The sequence below is a fragment of the Mycolicibacterium novocastrense genome (genome assembly GCF_001499835.1).
Classification (GTDB): domain Bacteria; phylum Actinomycetota; class Actinomycetes; order Mycobacteriales; family Mycobacteriaceae; genus Mycobacterium; species Mycobacterium novocastrense.
Genome location: NZ_LQIH01000019.1, coordinates 43,663 through 63,257, shown reverse-complemented (window position 1 = coordinate 63,257; position 19,595 = coordinate 43,663). Strand labels below are relative to the sequence as shown.

Sequence of the window (19,595 nt, the reverse complement as noted above, 5' to 3'; positions counted from 1 at the left end):
CGGTCACGGGTGCAGATTCCACTGGCCGCAGTCCTGCGCCAGCACATCGTTGACGTCGACGCGGATGCCGCCGACCACCGGCCCCGGGTTCGACGCGGTGTCGATGATGCGCTGGTAAAGCACCGCGCCGGGGTAGATCTGACCGTTGGACCAGGACCGTGTCTGCCAGGCCCACACCTTGCCGGGCGAGGTCGACCTGCCGATGACACCGTCGGCCGCGGCCCACTGACACGTCCTGATACCGCCGTAGACCCCGGTGCGCAGCGCGCCGATCACCGAATTGATTCCGCGAAACCAGGGCAGCGCGACGTTGTTCCACGTCTCGCGGTCGATGTCGTCGTCGACGCTGAAGAAGATCGGCGCAGTGCGACCGCCACCCGCTGCGGTGTGCAGGTGCCAGGCCGTGCGCGCGTCGGCGACGCCGCCGGCATACCCGCGCGTGAAGTCCGACGGTGCCGTCCCGCCCGGCTTGCCGTACTGGTAGTTGCTGACGATTACCAGACCGGCTGCGGCCAGCGATTTCGCGTAGGGCAGCGTGATCGGCTTGGCGCCGAAGGACGAGCCCGGTCGTGAGGTCGAGACGTAGTTGATGACGCCCGAGTGGCCGGCGGCCCGGATGTCCTGCGCCGGAATCTGGCGCATCGCATAGTCGATCAGCGTGGGGCGGGCGGCTGCGGCGCTGGGCGCATGCGTACCCGCCGATGCCGCACCGAGTCCGGCCAGTGCCGACACCGTGGCGGCGTAGCGCAGTGCGTCACGCCGGGATAACTGCACCGCGCGATGTTATCTATGAGACGCCTGTGATTAGGGAGCCACGCGGGGTCGATATCAATTTTTGATGCCGCACCGGTACGGGCGGGTGCGGCGCCATGATGTGCCCCCGTCACCGACACCGAGCGTCGGATCAGATACCAAGCACCTCGCGTGCGCGGTCGATTTCGTCGGGGTCGGTGGTCGACGGGATGAGCCTGAGCTCGTCGAGTCCCGCCTCTCGTGCACCGTTGACGGCGGCAAGAAGGCCGGCCGCTCCGCAGTTCATCGTCCCCGTGCCCGGAGTGGTCAAGTAGGAGACGTCTTCTCCGACGGTGCCGACTTCTTCGTCCCAGAAGTCCTTCACGTGCTCCCGGAGTTGACGTTCCGGCTCAGGCCCGAGCGCGAACCAAACCGGCGCGGAGAAGTGTGGCCGATCCGTCCTGCCTGCAGCCCGCCACGCCTCGATGACACGCTCGCGCTGAGCCGCCAGCGCCTCGGGGTCGAAGTGCAGTGAATGGGCCGGGTCGCTCACTCCAGCAGCCCATCGTGCCGCTCGAGCAAGTGCCTTCGGGCCGATCACGCCGGCGACAAGCGGAATGCCGTCGCTCTGGACGGGCGCGGGCCCTACGGGAAAGTGTCCGTCGATGGGCGGCTCCTGGGCCCACACGCGGCGCATCGCCGCGACGGCCTCGTCCATTCGTTGCCGCTTTCGGTCAAGCGGGCTGTCGGCTGCGAGGTAATCCTCGTCCCAGGCGCCGATGCCGATCCCGAGCGTCAAGCGCCCGTCCGATAGGACGTCGATCGTCGCCAAGTCCTTGGCGAACAGGACGGGGTTTCGCATGGGGAGTGCGACGACGTCGGTCCAGAGTCGGACGCGCTCCGTCATCGCAGCCGCGGCGGCAAGCTGCGGGACGACTGACCAGCTGTAGGGGTAAACGATTCGTTCGTAGGTGACGAGCCCGTCCCACGGGCCCTCGTCTATCTTCCGATACCACGCAAGCTCCGTCTCGCGTCCGTGCGGGAACAGTGTCGGAAGACCCATGGAGATCTTCAACCCGAGATCAGAGCTCAACGTGGCTCCTCGGGAGGCGTGGGGCAGAGCGGAATCCGACTACTAAGCGGCGCAGCGCTATCCGTGACATATGCAGCATTCCTTTACTGAACCAGCGATCGACAGGAGGCATAATAGCAACAGACTGTTCAATTAAGATCACGGTGCCTCGGGGATCGAAAGGCCGCCCCGCGCTGGCGCGATCTAATGGGACACCGACGACGAGGAGGCCCGATGAAACCGACAGCGCGCAACGCCAGCGTCGGTCCAGCTGCAAGGGACCAAGGACCGTGAGCTCGTCAACGCACCGCAGTGCGGCGAATCATGCAGTCAGACAACGCGTTCGCCCTGGCGGACGCAGCGAGCGTGTGCGTGAATCGGTGATGCGCGTATGTCTGGAGTTGTTGACCGAAGGCAAGGTGGAGCTTCCGATCGCGGAGGTGGCGGTACGGTCGGGGGTTAACAGGGGCACGATCTATCGGTGGTGGCCCACCTCGGCGGCACTGCTGGACGAAGCTCTCGTATTTCACGCGCGTCATCGCACCGACACCCCGGACACCGGCGCGTGGGAGAGCGATGTCCGGACCCTGATCACCGAGTTGGCTTCGCTCGCAGCCGATCCCGTGGAGCGGGCAATCATGGCCACGATGATCTCGGGGCGGTACCCGTCGTTGAACGACTCCATGATGGGCTGGTTTCGAAACGACCTCTCGCAATGGTTCGGGATGGTCGAGCGAGGTATCGATCGCGGCGAGGTGAGCGCTGACGTGGATTCGGCGGTCGTGCTGCGCATGATGTTGGCACCCGCGGTGTCGGTCTCCCTCTTCGACGGACGAGCGATGACACCCGACGAGATCGATTCCCTGGTGACGTTGGTGTGTCGAGCTACGGCAGCGCGGTAGGGATCCGGTCAACCGTAAAGCGAAGTGGACTTCGGCTATCCGGCCGGCGTCACATCCAGGCCAGAGCCCTTGATCGACGCCTTGGCCCGGTTCTCGGCCCGGACCGACCTCTTCCCGCGCACGAAGCCCGTCGCCGAGATCGACGCCGCAAGTAGCGCGCTCTCACCCTTGACGAACGGATGAAACCCGACGCCGGCGCCGCCGCGGCCCTTCACCGGGATGTCGGCGACTTCGGTGACCTTCCAACTCTTTTCCGCCAGCGACAGAATGGCCTCGCCGTTGGCGCACGAGACGGGCAGCGCGGCGATGACCTCGTCGTCGTCGCCCGCCAACTTCACCCCGGCCACGCCGTTGCCGGCGACGCCCTGCGGATTCACCGCCGCCGGGTCGATGCGCAGAACCTTTCCGCGTCGCGTCACCAACGCCAGGTGGTACCCCTCGGGCAGCACACCCGAGCACACGAGGCCGGTGATGTCCGGCGCGACGGGAATCTCGCGGACCTTGTACGGCAGCCCTCCACCGGCGGTGAACTTCACCCGGCCGTCGGTCCACACCGCCCACCCCAATCCGGAGGTGAGCAGCTCGCCGTGGCGGTCGGAGAACACGCCGCGGTCGTCGAGCCGCCACGACGCGTTCACCTTGCGTTCGCGAGGCCCGTCGTCGCCTCCGCCCGACGTGACCGGCGTGGCTTCGAAGTCGAGCACGGTGCGGCGGTCGAATTCGGGGCCCTTGAACAGTTTTGCCGTCTCGACCAATTCCTTGTCGATGACCGCCTTGCGCGCCTCGGGATCCGACACCAGCTCGGTGAGTTGGGCGAACTCCGCGTCCAGTCGTTCGGCCTCGGCCTGCAACTCGATGACGTCGAGCTTGGTCAGGCGGCGCAGTTGCAACGCCAACACGTAGTCGGCCTGAACGGCGTCGATCTTGAACCGGTCCTGCAGACCCTGTCGGGCTTCGTCGACGGTCTCGGAGCCGCGGATCACCGCCACCGCGGCGTCGATGTCGAGGTGGATGGTCATCAGGCCGGCCACCAGATGACGGCGCGCGGTGACCTTCTCCAGCCGGTACTCGCTGCGGTGCAGCACCACCGAATCACGCAGGGAGAGAAATGCTTTGATCAACTCGCGCACCGACCACCACCGCGGCACCCGGTTCTCGTCGAGCGCGACGAGGCTGGCGGCGAAGGTCCCTTCCAAAGGCGTCAGAGCCAGCAGCTGATCGCGGATCTGCTCGGCGCTGTGGCCGCGTTTGGCGGTGACGACGATCCGCAGCCCGTTGCGGCGGTCGGTCAGATCGGACATGTCCGCCACACCGGGCAGCTCACCGGACTCCACCAGGGCCCGAATGCGTTCCTGCACCGTGTTACTCGCGACGCCCGGCGGCAACTCGGTGATGACGACATTCTTCCCGTCCACCGACAGCGTGCCGCGCACGGTGAACTGACCCCGACCGGTGGTGATGTACTCCCGCAGGCCGGCGGTACCGACCACCGTGGCACCGCAACCCCAGTCCGGGCCGGGGATCAACTTGACCAGGCGGTCGTCGGTCATGTTCGGTGTCTTCAACAGCGCCCGGCAGGCGGCCATGATCTCGCGCGGATTGTGGGCGGGCACCTTGGTGGCCCACCCCTCGGCGATGCCGACGGCACCGTTGCACAACAACACCGGCCACTGGGCAGGCAGCACCGTCGGCTCGATCCATTCGCCGTCGAAGGTCGAGACCATCGGCACGGCGTGACTGTCCAGCTCGGCGGTCAGCGCGGCGCCGGGAGCCGACAACCGCATCTCGGTGTAGCGGTCGGCGGCGGGGATATCACCCTGGATGCGGGGGAACGCGCCTTGCCCGTCAATGACTTTCACGCGCTGGAACTCGGCGGCCATCAGCGCGGCCGCACCGTACATCGACGTACCGCCGTGCGGGTGCAGGTTGCCGGTGACGGCCGAGCAGACCTTGGAGGACTTCTGCGGCTTGTTGCCGGGCGTCAGCTTCGAATCGTGCATCTGGTAGAGCAACCGGCGCTGACCCGGCTTGAGTCCGTCGTAGGCCGACGGGATCGCGCGGTCGCTGACGCTGTAGAGCGCGAAGGTGAGCTGGTAGCGGTTCCAGTAATCGTCGGCGCTCTGGTCGAGGACCAGGTCCGGATTCTGCTCGGGAACGTCCAGGGTGGCGGTCACGTGGCTCTCCTAGTCGAGATCGAGGGAGTTGGTGTCGACGCGGGCGGCGATCTCGGCCATCCACGTGCGACGACCCTCGGGCGGTCCGCCGAACAACGTGTGGTGCAACTTCTTTTCTCCGTCGTCGGGCAGGACACGAATGACGGTGCGCCGCTGGGGATCGAGCACGGTGTTCCAGAAGTCGTCGGCGTCCATCTCGCCGAGGCCCTTGTTGCGCTGCACCTCGACCCTGCCCTTCGAGGCGGCCTTCATCTTGGCCACCGCCGCGTCGCGCTCGGACTCGTCCTGACAGTAGATCCGCTCGCTGGCGGTCTTGACGACGAACAGCGGCGGCAGGGTCACATAGACCATCCCGGCCTCGACGAGTGGACGGTAGAAGTCGAGAAACATCGAGATCAGGCTGGAGTTGATGTTGCCGCCGTCGGGATCGGCGTCGGAGGCGAACAGGATCCGGTCGTATCGGCACAACTCGGGGTCACAGTTGTCCCGCACACCGCAGCCCAGGATGCGCTCGATGGAGTCGAACTCGTCTTTGGACCGCGCCTTGCTCAAGGCAAACCCATATACGTTGGGCGGCTTGCCTTTCAGTGGGAATGCCGCCTGGAAGGTGGCGTCGCGGGCGGCCTTGATGGTGCCGAGAGCCGAATCACCCTCGCAGAGGAACAACTCGGCGCCCGACCCGCGACCGGTCTCGCGGCTGGGCAGCAGTTTGGGCGGCAGCGACAAGTTCGTGCCCAGCCCCTTGGCCTTCGAGGCCGCGCGCGAGCGGGCCTTCGCTCCCTCCGCGCTGCGCCGCGCCCGCGCCGACTCCAGCGCCAGCTTGGTCCACAGGGTGACCGCATCGCCGTTGGCCGGATTGGCCGCCCACACCGTGACGCTGCGCGCCACATCCGGGGCCATCGCCACGTTCAGCGACCGCGACGACACCGCGGTCTTGGCCTGCGAGTCCCAGGAGACATCGGGGGCACGGGTGTCGACGGCGAGTGCGGTGACGGCGGCGAAATCCTGTGGCTCGGGGCCTTCTTCGCCCTTGGCCAGGCCGAGATCCCGCATGCGCGACGCACGATCGGCCAGGGCTTCGGACAGCCCCTTCATCGCAGCGGTCAGATGCGATCCGCCGCCGGGGGTTCGCACCGTGTTGCAGAACGCGGCCACCGTCGCCGGTTCGGCCGGGCCCGCGGTCAGGGACCAGCGGAACGGTGTCGGGCCGCGCCCGGTGGTGTACTCGCCGCGACCCTCGACCGCGGCGCGGATGTCGGGCACCGGAGTGCCGGCGGCGGTGCACATGAGGTCCAGCAGCGTGTTGGTGCCCCACGGGCCGCCGAATGGTTCGAGCAACGCCGGCGGCACCTGCTCGCCGGGCCAGCCCTCGTCGACCACAACCAGGTGAACACCGGGGGACATCCGGGCCGCGGCGTGCGCCCGCAGCAGCACTTCGCCGATGTCGATGATGGTGTCCGGGACCACCGCCGGGTCGAACAGGATACGGACGGTGGTGCCTTGCATGGCGGGCTTGCGATTGCCGTTGCCCCGCAATTTCTGCGCGTCGGACCGAGTGAACGGGGCGTCGGGATCGAACTCCTTGCCCTCGAAGGTTCCCGGGTAGCCGCGCCCGAAGCTCTGCACATAGGTCTTACCGGCCCGGTGCACTGTCACGTCGGTGCGCGCGGAGATGAACACCGCTGCGGCCGCGCCGATTCCGTTGAGACCGGCGCCGGTGCTCGTCGCATCGATATGGGCGTCGAACTTCCCGCCGGCCCGCGCGGTGCCGAGCGTCTTGACGATGCCGTTCTTTCCTGTCGCCGGATCGGTGTCGACGGGCAGGCCGCGGCCGTCGTCGGCGACGCTGACCGAGCCGTCGGCGTGCAGGGTGATCGTCACGGTGGATCCACCGTTGCCGGAGTCGGCGACCTCCTCGATCGCGTTGTCGATCAACTCACGCAGCGCGGTGTTGAGCACGTCGAGCCCGAGGTTCACCGCCGGCCGCAGGCGCGTGTGCTGGACATCATCGAGTTCGGTGATGTCGGCGGCGGTGTAACTCACTGCGGGTCCTTTGTGTCGATGCCGAATTGGGGGCCGCAGGAATCGTAGACGCGGGGATCGACATCTCCGGGGAACCTGGGTGCCTGCGGCGATAACGGTGTCGACACAGCGAGGTGAAGACTGCCTCGAACGAATCGGCGCGCCGTGCCGCAGAGTGTCGGACCCCTCCGGAAGACTTCGGCGCATGGGGAGACGAAACCGCGAGAAGCGGGCAGCCAAACAGAGGAACCGGCGCCGGGCGACACCCAAACAGGAGCGCGTCGGGTCATTCGATCAGGGACCGGACCGCGCACTCCTCCTCAAACACCTTGTCGTGGCGTTGAGCACGGCCGCTTCGGGCCCTCCCGAGCACCTGCCGCGTCGTGCCACCGAACTGCTGCGCGAGTTCCGGGACCTCGCGCACGAACTCGACGTGGCCGCTGACCTCGCCGTGAACGAGGCCATCAGCGCGGCATGGAAGCACGGTTGGCAACCGTCCGATCTGCATGAAATCGGGCGCCGCAAGCTGAAGCCGGCCGAGATCCGTTACCTCGACGAGGCGATCGTCAATGAGTGTCGGCGGTACGCGGCCGCCACGTTGCACCCGGACTGGCGCGCCGATATCGCCGGGCTCTCGGCCACCGTCGGATCGAGTGCCCAGCCACCTCAGATGTGGCGGTGGGCCGCGGCGAATGCCGTCGACCAGCGCGACGCGCTGGCCGTGGTCCTCAAACTCCTGAACCTTCTCGGCCGCCTCCCGGCGCTGGAAACGATCTTGCCGCTGCCCGGTGAGTATCGGCCTACGGCAACGGCGGTGACTGTCACAGACGAAAAGGCGCTCGGCAAGGTGCGCGCTCTGCTGGCAAAAGCCGAAGCCACCGAGTACCCGGACGAGGCGGAGGCTCTTTCGGCCAAAGCCCAAGACCTGATGAGCAGGTATTCGCTGAACGAAGCGCTCGCCCGCCACGATCGAGGCCGCGAGCCCGCCGCGATCGCGCGCCGAATCTGGATCGAGAACCCGTACGCCGCGGCCAAGGTGACGCTGGTGCAAGTGGTGAGTCAGTCCAACCATTGCCGTGCAGTGTGGGCGGAGCGACTCGGGTTCGTGACCATCATCGGCTGCGAAACCGATCTCGATTTGGTCGAGTTGCTCACCACGTCGCTGCTTGTGCAAGCCAACCGAGCCATGCTGAGCGCTGGCCGCAGCGGAACCGCGCAAGCGCGTTCCAGGACGTTTCGCCAGTCTTTTCTCCTCGCGTACGCACAGCGCATCGGCGAGCGACTCGACAGCGCGAGCGCATCGGTCACCGAGGAAGTCAAGCGCGACGTTCGACTGCTTCCTGTGCTGGCGGCCAACAGTCGAGCGGCCGAAGAACTCGCTCATCAGCTGTTTCCGTCGACGGTGCCTCGCGCGGTCTCAGGGTCCAACGGTGCCGGCTGGGGCGCCGGACGTGCCGCGGCCGACATGGCAATGCTCGACACCCACGAGTCGATAGCGGGGTAGCGAGGGCGGAATCGGCATTCACATAAGCGGGGCCGTGCGATAACGTCGAAATCAGTGTCCTGTATTTATCAGATTGGATCTGCCCGATGACCGTGACCGGCGAACAGCAAGAGATCCTGCTCGAAGACGTCGAGTTCAACCGGCGGGATCATCCCGATCGGCCGCTGCGGCCCATCCCGCCCGGCCGCGACCACTTCGCGGACCAGTGGCGGCAGATGCGCGAGTTCATGTTCGGCGAGTGGATCGACATCGACAAAGAGGTCCAACCCAACGAACTCACGCGGCTACGCGACGACTACTTCTGGCAGGGCGACGAATACATCGTCGGCGTGGTCGACGCGTTCGAGCGCCTCGGCTACGAGAAGGGCCGCGCACTGTATGAACAGGCGCTGACCCAGGGCGTCGACACGCTCGAGGACCCGCCCCGGGAGTTCGTCGAATTCTTCGAGCACCTGGATCAGCTTCCGAGCCAGTTCGACCTCGAGGCCGCCGAACGCGGCCGCATGCTGGCGATGTCGGCCACTAGGACCGCCACCATGATCATCCAGGGGTGGGCGTTCTACGAGACCGCGATGACCGGAGACATCTCCGCCTCCACCGGCGCCACCGGTCGTTTCGCCGATGACGGCCCGCGGCGCTTCATCGAGACCGCACGGGTGTTCGCGGAGTTCACGCTGCCCGACATCTTCGACCGGCACTCGGAGGCCTTCCAGGATGTGGTGCGGGTGCGGTTGATGCACGGGCTGGCCAGTCGTGGTTTGCGCCGCAAATGGGGGGACGACGTCTACCTCAAGTTCGGCGAGCCCATTCCGGTGACGTCCCTGCTCGGGTTCGGCAGCGGGATGCTGCTCGGACGGCTCGTCGACCATGCCTTCGGGCGCAAGCTGACCAGCCAGCAGCTCGAGGACCTCGCCGAGTACTCGTCGTACTCCGGGCGGCTGTGGGGTGCGCCGGAGCGGCTCTATTCCCCGACCGGCCTGGAGCTGATCAAGTCGCTGAACTATGTCCTGGCCAGGGGCGGCAACCCGTCGCCGTGGCGAGCCGAACTCGTCGATGCGATCGCGGGTCCCGCGCACCTGACGACGCTGACCGAAACGCTTCCCGGCGTCGTCAAGAAGTTGGTGGCTCGGCACGCCAACCAGCTCACCGCAACCCTCGCGCTCGTCCCGGCGGGCGCGGTGTTCGGATACCAGCAGATCGAGGCGATGGTGGCCGGCAGCTTCTTCGAGCCGCTTGGCTACAACTACGAACGCCGGGTCCGGATCTTCAAGAAGGTCGCCAGGCTCAACGTCGGCATCGCGATCGTGGCCGACAAGCTGCCGTGGTCCAACCCCCTCCGCGAGCAGAGAAAAAAGACCGGTGCGGCCGCGCGTGAGCGGATCGCGATGCTGAACAAAATCGCCAAGGGCCGGCAGATTCCGCTGACGTACACCCACCACGACCGATCGACCAAGGGAGAGGGCTTCACCGGCTGAGTCGAGCGCGCTGCGCGACCGCACGAGCAAGCGTGACGGTTGACAACGTACAACCGATTGGTTGTATATTCTGACGGTGACCGACCAGGACGAGGACAGAGCGGACGCGTTCTTCCACGCCTTGGCCGACCGAACTCGGCGAGACATTCTTCGTCGGGTGCTGGCCGGCGAGCACTCGGTCACGGCGCTCGCGGCGCAGTACGACATGAGCTTCGCCGCGGTGCAAAAGCACGTCGCGGTGCTGGAGAAGGCGGGCCTGATCTCCAAGCGTCGTCAGGGGCGAGAGCAGCTGGCGAGTGGCGAGGTGGAGGCGGTGCGGTCAGTCGCCTCGATGCTCACCGAGCTCGAGGACGTCTGGCGAGGTCGCATCGCTCGCATTGACGAGCTACTCAGCGAGGAATAACCATGCCTGTCACCGACATCAGCAAGAACATCGACGAGCGCACCCTGACGATCACCGCGGAGTTCGCGGCGCCCGTCGAGCGCATTTGGCAGATCTACGCCGACCCGCGGCAGCTCGAGAAGATCTGGGGCCCACCGGGTTACCCGGCCACCGTGGTCGAGCATGCGCTCACCCCGGGTGGCACCGTCACCTACTACATGACCGGCCCCGACGGCGAGAAGTACGGAGGCTACTGGAAGGTCACGGCCGTCGACGAGCCGCGCAGCTTCAGTTTCGAAGACGGCTTCGCCGACGAAAATCTCAAACCCGCAACCGATATGCCGGTCGCGCACAGCGTCTACACCTTCGAGGCGATCGGCGACGGTTCCACCAGGGCCACTTACGTCAGCACGTACGAGTCGGCCGAAGGCCTGCAGAAGGTGCTCGAGATGGGCGTCGAAGAGGGCACGGCGCAGGCGATCAATCAGATCGACGAGCTACTCGCGAGCTGACGCCGGGCACGGTCACGATGCCGGAACCCTCTGTCGTCCCGCCGATCTTCGGCTGGAGTGTCGCGAATGTGCCGGCAGCGGCGGTGAGTCCGCCGACCACAACGGCCCACCCGCCGGCCCATCCGACATGCGCGGCGGTGCCGCCGACGATCAATGGACCTGAGGCGCGCCCGAGGGTCGCCCACCCCTGCAGCCGCGCATTCGCCGTCGCGAACTCGCTCAGCCGGACTCGTCGGGCCACAAGGAGTGGGCGAAGCATGCTGCTGGTTCCGGACGCGGCACCACAAACCAGTCCGCCCAGATACAGCCACGGTGACGCGGTCGACGCGAGCATGCTGATCAGCGCTACCGCGTGCAACGCCGCCGCTCCGGCGGCGAGCACTTCCGGTGGAAGCCTTCCGATCCGCCCCGCCAGCACAGCCCGTCCGGTGACCTTTCCGATTCCGCTTGACGCGAGCAGGAATCCCGCGACATACGGGTCGACACCTCGGTGGCTCAACATTGCGACGACCAAAACCGTCGCGGCGACGGCACTCGCTTGTTCAAGCGTGTATGCCACACGCAGGCGCCGCATCGGGCGAGAACCAATCAGCAGGCGCGGTGCTGTCGGCGGGTTGCAGTGGGTCGGAATGTGCCGCGGCAGATACCGGGCGTGCAGCGCTGCGGTCACCACCCCGCCCGCGGCTCCGAGCACCGCGACGGCAGCACGCCACCCGAGCGTTTCGGCGAGGTACTGAGCCAAGGGCACGAACACGCTGCTGGCCAGCCCACCGGCCACCGTGACGGTGGCGATCGTTCGACGCATCCGGCTTGAATCCATCAGGGCGAGAACAGCGAATGTCGGTTCGTAGAGAGTGGCAGCCATGGCCGCGCCGATCAGCGCCCATGCGGCATAGAGCATCGCTATCGACGACGCGGACGCCCACAGCGTGGTCGCGACGATCATCAGCAGTGCGCCCCCGGTCATCGTCACCCGCGGTCCCAGCCTGGCCAACAACACGGCGACGGCCCGCGCAGACATGCCCGCCACGAGGAGTCCGACCGAGAACGCGCAGCTGACCGCGGTGACACCCCAGCCCGGTTGGCGTGTCATTAGGGGCGCCACGGCGGCGAACGCGTAGTACAGCACTCCCCAGGAGATCAGCTGTGTGATGGCCAGCGCGGCCGTCGCCCGCCGGAGTTCCGGCGGGCCCGACCGTAATGCCTCAGCCGCAGCAGGCACTCGTCTCCGCCTCGGGTTGGGGAACCGCCGGCTCAGGCTGTGCCTTGAGGCCGCAGGTCGATCCGGATGTCGGAAGAACCAGCTCCACCCGGTTCGCGGCGTCGTCGTCGCCGGCGAGTGCGGCGACCACCGAACGGACCTGCTCATAGCCGGTCGCCAACAGCAGGTTGGGCGCACGGCCGTAACTCTTCGCTCCGACGGCGTAGAACCCCTGTTCGGGATGGGCGAGTTCGGCCGCCCCGTGCGGGGGCACCGAACCACACGAGTGGATGTTGGGGTCGATCAACGGGGCCAGCGCCCGCGTGCTCTCCACCCACGGGTCGAGGTCGAGGCGCACCTCGCGTAGGAAGTCGAAGTCGGGACGAAATCCCGTTGCCGCCACGATCTCGTCGAACGGTCCGGTTTCCCGGCCCTCGGGCGACACCAACACGATGCCCGACTCGTCGACGTCGGTTCGTTCGGTGCGGAAACCCGTCAACAGCCGGACCTGACCCGAGGAGACCAACTGGTGCGCGTCGGCCCCGAGCTTGCCCCGCTCCGGTAGCCGCGCATCGACTTCGTTGCCGAAGACCCGCGTCTTTTCGCCTCTACGCACGATCCAGGTGATCGTGGTGCCGGGAGCCGCCTCGGCCAGCAGGGCCAACTCGCGGATCACGTGCTTGGCCGAGTGTCCGCTTCCGACCACGGCGACCCGTCGGCCGGCGTAGCGATCGCGTTCAGTGCCGAGCACATCGGGAATTCCGTAGCTGATGCGCCGGGCCGCTTGGTCTTCGCCGATCGCCGGAATACCCTCGGCACCAATCGGATTCGGGGACCGCCAGGTTCCTGTCGCATCGATGACGGCGCGCACCGGTGTCCGCGTGTCACCGTGCGGGCCGCTCGTGGTGATGATGAATGGCCGGGCGCCGCGGCCGTCGTCGCGCAGCTTGTCCACACCCTGGCGGGTGACACCGACAACTCGGTGACCGAGCCGCAGATGGGGCGCGATGGCATCCAGCCCCGCCAGCGGCGACAAATAATGCTCGACGATCTCGGCGCCGGTCGGGTACGCGGCCGGATCCGGCGAGTTCCACCCGTGACCCTTCAGCAGCCGTTGCGCGGCACGATCCATGTCGTAGCGCCACGGCGAGAACAGGCGCACGTGGCCCCAGCGTCGGACGCTGGCGCCAACGACTTCTCCCGCTTCGAAAACGACGAACGGCAGGCCGCGCTCGGCCAGGTGCGCGGCCGCGGCAAGCCCGACCGGACCGGCCCCGAGAACCGCGACGGGAAGCTGATTCGACATGGTGTTCCTCCTTCTTGTGGGGTTCATGTGTAGTGACGGGTGAAAGCCCGTATGGACGCGATGAGTCGCGTGGGTGCATCCTTTGGCATGAGCCACCGTCTATAGAGGTGCCGGCCGCGTATTCCGTGACCGCGGCGCAACCGATAGGGAGTCGGACATGACGTCGAACCTGACAAGCCGAGCCGAGCTGACGGTCGAGGACGTCTGGCGGCGCTTCGGCGCGGAGATCCGCACCTTCGTCCGTCGGCGCGTGGCGGATCCGCATCGCGCCGACGACCTGGTCGCGGACATCCTGCTGCGGGTCCACCGGAACTTGAGCGCACTGGACGATCACGATCGCCTGGCGGCGTGGCTGTTTCGCATCGCCCGCAATGTGATCATCGACGAGTACCGCCGGGCCGGCGACAACAGAGAAGTACTCGAGGCCGCACCGGGCGAGCGTCTGGTGAAAGACATCGCCGACCCCACAGACACCGAAGATGTGCGGCGCGAGTTGGCCAATTGCCTGAGACCGTTACTGGATGACATGTCTCCCGCCTACCGGCGCGCACTGGAGTTGACCGACCTTGACGGCGTGACCCAGGCGGTGGCGGCCGAGCAGGAGGGAATCACCGTCTCGGGCATGAAGTCCCGAGTCCAGCGCGCCAGAAAACAGCTCGCCGACCTACTGGCTCGGTGCTGCTCGCTAACCCTGGACGCGCGCGGAATGCCGCTGGATTACACGCCTCCCGCGCATTGTCACCCCAGTACGTCCGTTGACGTCGCCGACAGGACGTGCGGCTGCTCGCCCCGGTGAGTGGCACACCCTTTCCGATTCAATCGGTACGGATGTGCCACTCGGCCGAGGGCTTAGATGGCGGCACGCCCTAACAGCCCGAGCCGGTCAACTTGTTGTACGCGCGTTCGTAGTTGCTCGCGGCCTGCAACGTAAGCGCGTCGTTCGGCCCCCACTTGTCGTAAGCGTTCTTGAACGCCTTCGCGGTGAAGTCGTAGTCGTGCCATACCTTGGCGCAGTACTTGGCGTGATCGCGTTCCATCGGCTTTGCGTCCGCCATGCCGGACCCGAGGCCGGCGAGCGCGAGTGACAGCGCGACGGCCGCGGCCGCCCTTCTCGCGATTGCCCGAATGTTCATCTGAGTTCCCTTCGTAGGTGGGCGGGATCTTCCCGCTTGCACCCCGTACAGACGTGGGCCCGCGTCAAAGGACGCGCATGTTCACCGCAGTTCATTTGCGATATCACGACCGGAATCAAGGTGTCGCAGCCGACGGTGTCCCACCAGTCCGAATTGCTGCGTGACGCTGGACTTCTGACCTTCGAATGCCGAGTGTCGTGGGTGTACTACACCGTGGTGCCCGAGTTGCTGCAGCCTCTGTCCGCACTGCGCCCCGAGATTCCGATCGCCAGGACGACTCGCGTCACAGGAGGTCCGTGATGGTTTTGAGGCCCGCCTCGTAGAGCACGCCGGGTAGCATGCCACCGTCGATCTCGATGGTCGTGCCGTTGATGTAATCGGCTTGCCCGCTGCACAAGAACACCGCCACCCGCCCCACTTCGGCCGGTTCTCCCGCCCTGCGGAGCGGGATGTCCCGGAAGTATTTCTCGGCGGTCGGGTCGTCCTTGGGCAACACGAATGACCTGAAGTTGTCGGTCATCGTCGGCCCGAGCGCCAGGCAGTTCACCCGCGCCTTGGGACCCCACTCTTCGGCCAGCGACCGGGTCAGGTGGTTGAGCCCGGCCTTGGCCGCACCGTAGGACACGAGAGTCGGCGACCCGGCGGGATGCCCGGCCCCGGACGAGATGTTGACGATCGAGCCGACACCGTCCTGCTCGCGCATTTGTCGAAAGACCCTGATCGCGAACCACATCGGGCTGATCAAATTCATCTGGACAGCGAACGAGTGGAACAGGACCGTGCGCTCGAAGTCGTCGGCACCTGTCGGCGCGCCCTGTATGCGCGCGACGAGTTCGGGAACGTCCTCGACGTGTGGAGTGGGGACCGTGCCGCCCGCGTTGTTGACCAGTATGTCGATGCGCCCGTAGTCGGCAACGACGCCGGAGACGAAGTCGTCGATCGCGCGATAGTCACCCTGATCGCACACCCGCTGAGAAGAGCGGCCGAGCCAGTCGGCGTTCTGCTCGACGCCCGGCATGGCTACGAGCGGCCGTCGCGAACACCCGATGACGGTCGCTCCGGCGCGCAACAGTTCGTGCGCGATACCGACCCCGACGCCCCTGCTGGTTCCGGTCACGATGGCGACCTTGCCCTCAAGGGGTGCGTTTCCGTGCACGGGATTGTCCTCTCGTTAAGGGGGATTGGCTAGCAGACCGATTCACCTGGGAGTCAGACCTTATCGACTTACAGATCGACTCGGAATGTGTCGGCGTCGGCGCCCGTTGAGCGGCAGCGGTCAAGCGCTCATGGCATCGGACCTGACCGACGCGCAGCGACTCCACGAACTCGAGCAGCCATCTCGACGACGGGGTGATGCCGGTGCTGACGAAGTGGCGGATATTCGAGCGCGGACTTCACTGGCGAGGCCGCGAGCATGCACGACGTCGGTGTGCATTTCGAGGAGTTGGAGGAGGCCTCGCAGAAGTTCGAGGAATCCAAGCAGCGTCGCCTCGAGCGGAGGATTGCGTCGGCTCCGCCAGACCACGTGCTAACGCCGCCCGCGCGGCAGCCGATGAAAGGGACATGACGCCGTCCCGTGGAGTCGTGGTCGCACTCGCCGGTGCGGTGAGTGGGTTCTGGTTGGGGGGAATGGCGACGGCACACGCAGAGGCGTTCGCCCAACTCGATCGCGTTCCCGTGGTGGCGTCGCCGGCGTGCGGCGGCAGCGTCAGCGCCGAGGCGCAGGTGACCCCGGTACAGGTCGGCGATCGCGCCGAGAACGGGGTCCGCGTCGCCATCCACTACGACGCCGGTACCTACGACGGCTCGTGTTCTCTCACCGTCGCCGCCGATTGGGTCAACCTCGACACCGGCGCCTCGGGCAGCAGCGACATCACCGCTGTCTCGACCATCGACGGCCACTACGGCTTCATCGGCTATGCCAATACGACATTCGCGACCGGTCCCGGCACGGTGGTTGTGACGCTCAGCTCGCATCCCGATGACGAGATGCGACTCAACACCTGACTCCGAAGCGCCTGCCTACTTCAGCCTCGGCCGCCGGGACAGCGGCTGCCACCAGCGAAAACTTCGAGGTGGCCCCCCGTGCAACATTCTTTGACAGCTGTCAGAAATTTGGTACCGTAGCCGGTGACTGAGTTCACAGAAACGGTAGGCAACATGGCTACATCACCCACGGCGGCGATCATCGGCGCAGGTATCAGCGGACTGACCACGGGCAAGAACCTCGCGGACGCCGGTATCGAGTACGACTGCTTCGAATCGTCCGACCGGATCGGCGGGAACTGGGCGTTCCGCAATCCGAATGGCCGCTCCAGCGCGTATCGGTCGCTGCACATCGACACCTCGCGTGAGTGCCTGTCGTTTCGCGACTTCCCGATGCGCGCCGACCTCCCCGACTTCCCGCATCACTCGCAGGTCAAGGAGTACCTGGACGACTACGCCGAAACCTTCGGTCTGCTGGACCGCATCCAGTTCCGAAACGAGGTCAAGCACGCGCGCCGCCTGCCCCAGGGAGGCTGGGAACTCGACACCGCGGACGGACAGACGCGGCGGTACGACACACTGGTCGTCGCGAACGGCCATCACTGGGATCCGCGCACGCCCGACTTCCCGGGCGAATTCACCGGCGAGAGCATCCACGCCCACCACTACATCGATCCCACCGAACCGCTCGATCTGCGCGGGAAGCGCATCGTCGTGGTCGGCATCGGGAACTCGGCGGCCGACCTGGTTTCCGAGCTCTCTCAGAAGTCTTGGCGCAACACGGTTTATCTCTCCACCCGCTCGGGGGCGTGGATCGTGCCCAAGTACATCTTCGGCAAGACCGCCGACAAGGTCGCGCGCTCGCTGCCGGTGATCCCGCTGTCGTGGCAGCGGCGTGCGATGCAGCCGTTCGCCAAGCTGATGTTCGGCGATCCCGAAAGCTACGGCCTACCCAAACCCAACCATCGGTTCCTCGAGGCGCACCCCACCCAATCCGCCGAACTGCTCATGCGGCTGGGTTCCGGCGACGCGACCGCGAAGCCGAATATCGAACGCCTGGAGGGTAATTCGGTGGTGTTCGTCGACGGCTCGACCGTGGAGGCCGACGTCATCATCTACGCGACGGGATACAACATCACGTTCCCGTTCTTCGACCGCAGCTTCATCGAGGCCCCCGACAACCGGCTCCCGCTGTACAAGCGCATCCTCAAGCCGGGCATCGACGACCTGCTCTTCATGGGATTCGCCCAGGCGGTGCCCACGCTGTTCCCGTTCGTGGAGTGCCAGGCCCGGTTGGTCGCCGCGTACCTCGCAGGCACCTACCGGCCCCCGTCGGAGGCCGAGATGTGGCGCGTCATCGCCGCCGACGAGCGCAAGTACGTCGGTCACTTCGCCGACAAACCGCGGCACACCCAGCAGGTGGACTACTGGGATTACGAACGCGATATGCGCAAGCGTGAGCTGCCGGCAGGTCGGCGCCGCGTCGAGAAGTTCGGTCCGGTGCAGCTGGCCGGCCGGGCACGCGAGGCAGCCGGTGTCGCCTGAGTCGACGCAGACGTCGCGACGCAACGCGCGCCGGCCGCAACCGCGCGGGGACGAGAGCCGACAGCGGCTCCTCGAAGCCTTCGAGCAGCAACTGCAAACCCAGTCGCTCGCCGAGATCAGCGTCGCCGAGGTGGCTCGGGCAGCGGGGCTGAAGCGGCCGGCGTTCTACTTCTACTTCGCGGGCAAACACGAGGTCGTCACCGAACTGCTCACCGACATCTTCGCCGACGACGTCTTCACCATCGGCGGCTTCCTGGCCGGCGGCGGTGACCCGCGGGCCTCCGTGACCGACGCGATGACGCGGACGTTCGAGTCATGGCACGCCCATCGGACCCTGTTCCGTGCGATGCTCGACGCCCGCGACTCCGACCCCGAGGCCAAGGCCATCTGGGACCAGTGGTTGGCGCGGTACGAGGAGTTCGTCGGCGACTTCATCGCCACTCAGCCCACCATCGACATCCCGGACGCCAAAGCTCTTGCCCACGCGCTGATCTCGATGAACGAACGGGTCCTCGACCGTCACATCCGCTCGGATGACGGACCGGAGGCCGCCCGTCCGCTTCTCGCGGCGATCATTCACGTCTGGCACACAGCGCTTTTCGGAGAGGCTGCACAGTGACATCCCACCAGATCCAGATTCGCGTCGACGGCGGCATCATCGCGGCGCGGCGCTTCCCGGCGACGACGGACGCGCTGACCGGCCCGGCGGGACGGCCCTGCGTCGTCATGGCCCACGGCCTCGGCGCCACCCAGGACTGCGGGTTGTTCGCGTTCGCCGAGGCGCTGGCCGACACCGGCGCGGAGGTCGTGACATTCGACTACCGCCACTTCGCCGAATCATCTGGACAGCCAAGACAATTGGTCTCACTGGCTGGACAGGTCGCGGACTACCATGCGGTGATCGACCACGCCCGCCGCCTCGAAGATTTGGATCCGGCGCGAATCGTGGCGTGGGGGGTGTCGCTGTCCGGCGGGCACGTCATCCGCGTCGCCGCGGACGACCCGCACCTGGCGGGAGTCATCTCGCTGACGCCCGCGACGGACGGGCTGTCCGTGACGGCCCACATGCTCAGGACGCTCGGCCCGCGCTACGTCATGCGCCTAATGCGTTACGGAATCCGGGATTTCGCGGCGAAGTTGCGCGGCCGCCCGCCGGTGCTCATCCCGGTGGTGGGTGCACCGGGGGAGGTGGCCGGTCTGAGCGCCGAGGGCGCCGTCGAAGGGATGCGTCGCATCGCGGGGCCCACCTGGCGTAACGAGTTCGCCGCCCGACTCGTGCTGGTCATGGGTGGCCATCGGCCGATCGCGCGCGCCGGACGCGTCACGTGCCCGGCCCTCGTGCAGATCGGTGATCTGGACCGTACCGCCCCGCCCGCACCGGCCACCGTGGCTGCGACGCGGATGCGGGCGACGGTTCATCACTACCCCTGCGACCACTTCGACGTGTATCCCGGCGAGCCTTGGCATGAGCGCGTCGTCAGCGATCAGATCGCCTTCCTGAAACGCATCCTCGCACCGGCCGAGTCCACACGGAGCGCGCGGCCTTCGGCTACTGCGTGATGTCCGACGGATCACGTTGCCGCGCGGTCGAACTTTCGCCTGTCAGGCCGCACAGCCAGCGTTCTGGTACAGGACCGGCTGCGGTTTCG

General features: G+C 66.7%; 18 protein-coding genes and 2 pseudogenes. 12 read left to right on the top strand and 8 right to left on the bottom strand.

All coding sequences use genetic code 11. The features are described from left to right. Positions 1–3: 3 nt before the first annotated feature. Positions 4–774, bottom strand: a complete 771-nt coding sequence (locus tag AU072_RS15345; RefSeq protein WP_064414573.1) for a DUF1906 domain-containing protein — start codon at positions 772–774, stop codon at positions 4–6. A 130-nt stretch (positions 775–904) separates the two neighbouring features. Next, a complete protein-coding gene (locus tag AU072_RS15340) occupies positions 905–1,825 on the bottom strand; it encodes an LLM class flavin-dependent oxidoreductase (RefSeq protein WP_133147291.1) in 921 nt (306 codons plus the stop codon). Between the two features lie 347 nt (positions 1,826–2,172). Between AU072_RS15340 and AU072_RS15335 the strand changes: the two genes are divergently transcribed. Continuing rightward, a complete protein-coding gene (locus AU072_RS15335) occupies positions 2,173–2,706 on the top strand; it encodes a TetR/AcrR family transcriptional regulator (RefSeq protein ID WP_064414571.1) in 534 nt (177 codons plus the stop codon). Between the two features lie 35 nt (positions 2,707–2,741). Here AU072_RS15335 and AU072_RS15330 read toward each other — a convergent pair whose 3' ends face one another. Then, complete coding sequence (locus AU072_RS15330) at positions 2,742–4,880, bottom strand: DNA gyrase subunit A (protein WP_064414570.1); 2,139 nt, start codon at positions 4,878–4,880, stop codon at positions 2,742–2,744. Between the two features lie 9 nt (positions 4,881–4,889). Next, a complete protein-coding gene (locus tag AU072_RS15325; RefSeq protein WP_064414569.1) occupies positions 4,890–6,923 on the bottom strand; it encodes a toprim domain-containing protein in 2,034 nt (677 codons plus the stop codon). 184 nt (positions 6,924–7,107) lie between these two features. Here AU072_RS15325 and AU072_RS15320 point away from each other — a divergent pair, with 184 nt between their 5' ends. From AU072_RS15320 to AU072_RS15305, 4 genes are all read left to right on the top strand, one after another. Beyond that, on the top strand, positions 7,108–8,406 hold the full coding sequence (locus AU072_RS15320) for a DUF2786 domain-containing protein (protein WP_064414568.1): 1,299 nt from the start codon (positions 7,108–7,110) through the stop codon (positions 8,404–8,406). A gap of 86 nt (positions 8,407–8,492) precedes the next feature. Next, positions 8,493–9,881 (top strand): oxygenase MpaB family protein, encoded by a 1,389-nt coding sequence (locus tag AU072_RS15315; protein WP_064414567.1) that lies wholly within the window; start codon positions 8,493–8,495, stop codon positions 9,879–9,881. A 76-nt stretch (positions 9,882–9,957) separates the two neighbouring features. Continuing rightward, on the top strand, positions 9,958–10,284 hold the full coding sequence (locus tag AU072_RS15310; protein WP_064414566.1) for an ArsR/SmtB family transcription factor: 327 nt from the start codon (positions 9,958–9,960) through the stop codon (positions 10,282–10,284). Between the two features lie 2 nt (positions 10,285–10,286). Further along, positions 10,287–10,775 carry an SRPBCC family protein gene (locus AU072_RS15305; protein WP_064414565.1) on the top strand — a complete coding sequence of 163 codons (489 nt, stop codon included), beginning with the start codon at positions 10,287–10,289 and terminating at the stop codon, positions 10,773–10,775. On the opposite strand, the gene AU072_RS15300 is transcribed toward AU072_RS15305, so the two are convergent. Further along, positions 10,744–11,997 carry an MFS transporter gene (locus AU072_RS15300; RefSeq protein WP_064416722.1) on the bottom strand — a complete coding sequence of 418 codons (1,254 nt, stop codon included), beginning with the start codon at positions 11,995–11,997 and terminating at the stop codon, positions 10,744–10,746. The genes AU072_RS15305 and AU072_RS15300 overlap by 32 nt on opposite strands. After that, positions 11,981–13,282 (bottom strand): FAD-dependent oxidoreductase, encoded by a 1,302-nt coding sequence (locus AU072_RS15295; RefSeq protein WP_064414563.1) that lies wholly within the window; start codon positions 13,280–13,282, stop codon positions 11,981–11,983. Before AU072_RS15295 ends, AU072_RS15300 begins: the two co-directional genes overlap by 17 nt. A gap of 157 nt (positions 13,283–13,439) precedes the next feature. Between AU072_RS15295 and AU072_RS15290 the strand changes: the two genes are divergently transcribed. Further along, a complete protein-coding gene (locus AU072_RS15290; protein WP_082680851.1) occupies positions 13,440–14,078 on the top strand; it encodes a sigma-70 family RNA polymerase sigma factor in 639 nt (212 codons plus the stop codon). 70 nt (positions 14,079–14,148) lie between these two features. Here the strand turns inward: AU072_RS15290 and AU072_RS15285 are convergent, their stop codons facing one another. Continuing rightward, the gene (locus tag AU072_RS15285; protein WP_064414562.1) at positions 14,149–14,415 is read right to left on the bottom strand and encodes a hypothetical protein; all 267 of its coding nucleotides are present in this window, start codon (positions 14,413–14,415) and stop codon (positions 14,149–14,151) included. 57 nt (positions 14,416–14,472) lie between these two features. On the opposite strand from AU072_RS15285, the pseudogene AU072_RS15280 reads away from it, so the two are divergent. Continuing rightward, positions 14,473–14,715 (top strand): annotated as a pseudogene (locus tag AU072_RS15280) (ArsR family transcriptional regulator); the annotation flags it as partial. On the opposite strand, the gene AU072_RS15275 reads toward AU072_RS15280, so the two are convergent. Then, positions 14,699–15,571, bottom strand: coding sequence for an SDR family NAD(P)-dependent oxidoreductase (locus AU072_RS15275; protein WP_064414560.1), 873 nt, complete (start codon positions 15,569–15,571; stop codon positions 14,699–14,701). The pseudogene AU072_RS15280 and the gene AU072_RS15275 overlap by 17 nt on opposite strands. Positions 15,572–15,750: 179 nt before the next feature. Between AU072_RS15275 and AU072_RS28610 the strand changes: the two are divergent. The 5 genes and pseudogenes from AU072_RS28610 to AU072_RS15255 all read left to right on the top strand — a co-directional run. After that, positions 15,751–15,982, top strand: a pseudogene (locus tag AU072_RS28610) (hypothetical protein); the annotation flags it as partial. Further along, positions 15,979–16,422 (top strand): hypothetical protein, encoded by a 444-nt coding sequence (locus AU072_RS15270; protein ID WP_064414559.1) that lies wholly within the window; start codon positions 15,979–15,981, stop codon positions 16,420–16,422. The pseudogene AU072_RS28610 and the gene AU072_RS15270, both read left to right, overlap by 4 nt. A gap of 153 nt (positions 16,423–16,575) precedes the next feature. Continuing rightward, positions 16,576–17,946 (top strand): flavin-containing monooxygenase, encoded by a 1,371-nt coding sequence (locus AU072_RS15265; RefSeq protein ID WP_064414596.1) that lies wholly within the window; start codon positions 16,576–16,578, stop codon positions 17,944–17,946. Then, positions 17,936–18,565 (top strand): TetR/AcrR family transcriptional regulator, encoded by a 630-nt coding sequence (locus AU072_RS15260; protein ID WP_064346081.1) that lies wholly within the window; start codon positions 17,936–17,938, stop codon positions 18,563–18,565. The genes AU072_RS15265 and AU072_RS15260 overlap by 11 nt, the downstream gene beginning before the upstream one ends. Further along, positions 18,562–19,506 carry an alpha/beta hydrolase gene (locus AU072_RS15255; protein WP_064414558.1) on the top strand — a complete coding sequence of 315 codons (945 nt, stop codon included), beginning with the start codon at positions 18,562–18,564 and terminating at the stop codon, positions 19,504–19,506. The genes AU072_RS15260 and AU072_RS15255 overlap by 4 nt, the downstream gene beginning before the upstream one ends. Positions 19,507–19,595 lie beyond the last annotated feature (89 nt).

What these genes read in the sequence shown, in the direction of transcription:
- AU072_RS15285 (WP_064414562.1), bottom strand. Translation starts at nt 14,415, where the DNA reads ATGAACATTCGGGCAATCGCGAGAAGGGCGGCCGCGGCCGTCGCGCTG.
- AU072_RS15265 (WP_064414596.1), top strand. Translation starts at nt 16,576, where the DNA reads ATGGCTACATCACCCACGGCGGCGATCATCGGCGCAGGTATCAGCGGA.
- AU072_RS15270 (WP_064414559.1), top strand. Translation starts at nt 15,979, where the DNA reads ATGACGCCGTCCCGTGGAGTCGTGGTCGCACTCGCCGGTGCGGTGAGT.
- AU072_RS15320 (WP_064414568.1), top strand. Translation starts at nt 7,108, where the DNA reads ATGGGGAGACGAAACCGCGAGAAGCGGGCAGCCAAACAGAGGAACCGG.
- AU072_RS15295 (WP_064414563.1), bottom strand. Translation starts at nt 13,282, where the DNA reads ATGTCGAATCAGCTTCCCGTCGCGGTTCTCGGGGCCGGTCCGGTCGGG.
- AU072_RS15315 (WP_064414567.1), top strand. Translation starts at nt 8,493, where the DNA reads ATGACCGTGACCGGCGAACAGCAAGAGATCCTGCTCGAAGACGTCGAG.
- AU072_RS15290 (WP_082680851.1), top strand. Translation starts at nt 13,440, where the DNA reads ATGACGTCGAACCTGACAAGCCGAGCCGAGCTGACGGTCGAGGACGTC.
- AU072_RS15305 (WP_064414565.1), top strand. Translation starts at nt 10,287, where the DNA reads ATGCCTGTCACCGACATCAGCAAGAACATCGACGAGCGCACCCTGACG.